Source organism: Massilia sp. CMS3.1 (genome assembly GCF_051262535.1).
Taxonomy (GTDB): domain Bacteria; phylum Pseudomonadota; class Gammaproteobacteria; order Burkholderiales; family Burkholderiaceae_D; genus Telluria.
In genome coordinates, this window is record NZ_JBIMES010000053.1 from 1 (window position 1) to 1,723 (window position 1,723).

1 protein-coding gene and 2 pseudogenes are annotated in these 1,723 nt (G+C 52.9%); all 3 read right to left on the reverse strand.

From position 1 onward, the window contains the following. Window positions 1-177 (reverse strand): annotated as a pseudogene (locus tag ACHAC9_RS24330) (IS6 family transposase); the annotation flags it as partial. A 72-nt stretch (window positions 178-249) separates the two neighbouring features. Further along, window positions 250-369, reverse strand: a pseudogene (locus ACHAC9_RS24335) (IS110 family transposase); the annotation flags it as partial. A gap of 978 nt (window positions 370-1,347) precedes the next feature. Then, window positions 1,348-1,723 (reverse strand): KUP/HAK/KT family potassium transporter (locus ACHAC9_RS24340; protein ID WP_435764370.1); only part of this gene is annotated, 376 nt, incomplete at its 5' end.

The following is a 1,723-nucleotide window of genomic DNA, read 5'->3' on the forward strand; positions in this document are numbered from 1 at the left end:
TTCTATCAACGGCAGGAAACGAATCGCCCAACGGTTGATCGTCGAATGGTCCACCGACATGCCCCGCTCTTCCATGAGCTCTTCGATGTGCCGGTAGCTGAGCAGGTAGGCCACGTACCATCGGATGCAGACCAAGACGACGTCAATCGGGAAACGCATTCCTTTGAAGCTGAGCATGTCGGATCGTCAATGTGCGGCGTTGCCGTCTACTCGATCGGGGCCACCGCTCGGCTAACGCGACAGAACCAAGAATTCCAGTACCTTCGATCGCTCCAGCTTCTTGCGCAATACCGCCGTGCCCTGCGCATCCATCCCATGTACCTGAAACACCTGTTTTGCCAAATCCATGCCAACTGTCGTGATCTTCATGATGGTCGCTCCTTTCGATGACGAAGTGAAATCACTCCTCATTGTGGCATTCGCATGCCATTTTGAAAGCGGACGACCATCCCATTAGAACCCGCTGGGCGCCTTCCTACTGGCAATGCGCCGTGGGAGCTGTATGGATCGATCGGCGCCCGAATCCAGGAAGCGTTGGAGATGCTGTCGATCAAGCGGCCAACAGGCGCCTGAGCTTGAGCGGACAGAAAAATGCCCGCTGAACGCGGGCGAGAATCTATTTCCTTGTAGGAAAGTAGAGGAGACGCATGGAGGATGCTGCAATGCGCCATATAAATCCAATTAAATTTTGTGATTTCGAACATCGCTAAATAGTATATCTCGATGGATTTTGCAGACTTTGAATAACCAGTCGGTCCGCTATGCCGGCGACGACTCAACACCACTGGAAGACCATAACTAAGAAATCAATGGCTGTCGTGGTGCTCGTCCTGACGATTGCAGCTGCAACTTCTACTCAATAAGCGCACCAGCTAACTCAAGCGGAAGACACAAGTCTGAACTAACCATTATAATTTCGTAACAATGCGCCAGAGCCATAATGGTAGCTTGGGCAACCAGTTACGGGGGATGACATGGGTCCTCGGTCTGCTGGCCCCGCCACCGCCTGCACTTACGTAAATTGACGAGCATGACTAACAACCTGACCAAACTCACCGAGGCGATCGCGCGAACTACCGGTAGGCGCTATTGCAGTACGCATCGAAGTGAAGTACCTGTCGACGCGGGAAGCTACGTCCAACGAAACAAGACCACACGCTGGGTATGTTTCGAATGCCAGAAGCGCCGCGAACTCGGTAAAGCCGTAAGGTGCAAAGCTCCTTGATGGACGCGACCCGGACCGGATTGCGAACTTGTTGTGACAATCCGCGGCAAGTACGCCGCCCCAACCACGTGGGGCGGCTTGACCTCACATTGACGATCTAATTTTGTAGCGTTCAACGCAGATCAGATCTCTACTTGCGTTCCCAGTTCAATGACGCGGTTGGGGGGAATTTGATAGTAATCTGCCGCGCTGCGCGCGTTACGCGACATCGACACGAACAGGTGCTCACGCCATGGACTCATGCCTGCGCCAGGAGTCGATATTACCGTTTGACGTGCAATGAAAAACGACGTCTCCATCATGTGAAATTCGTGTCCTTTCGCCGCGCATTCGGCCAGTGCGAGCGGTATGTCCGGTTCGTCTTTGAAGCCGTAACGAATGCTAACTTGGTAGCAATTATGACCAAGTGATTCAACATTGGCCTGATCGCTTTGAGGCACAAAAGGCTGTTCCTCGATCGTGACTGTCACAAAGACTACTCGCTCATGCAAGACTTTG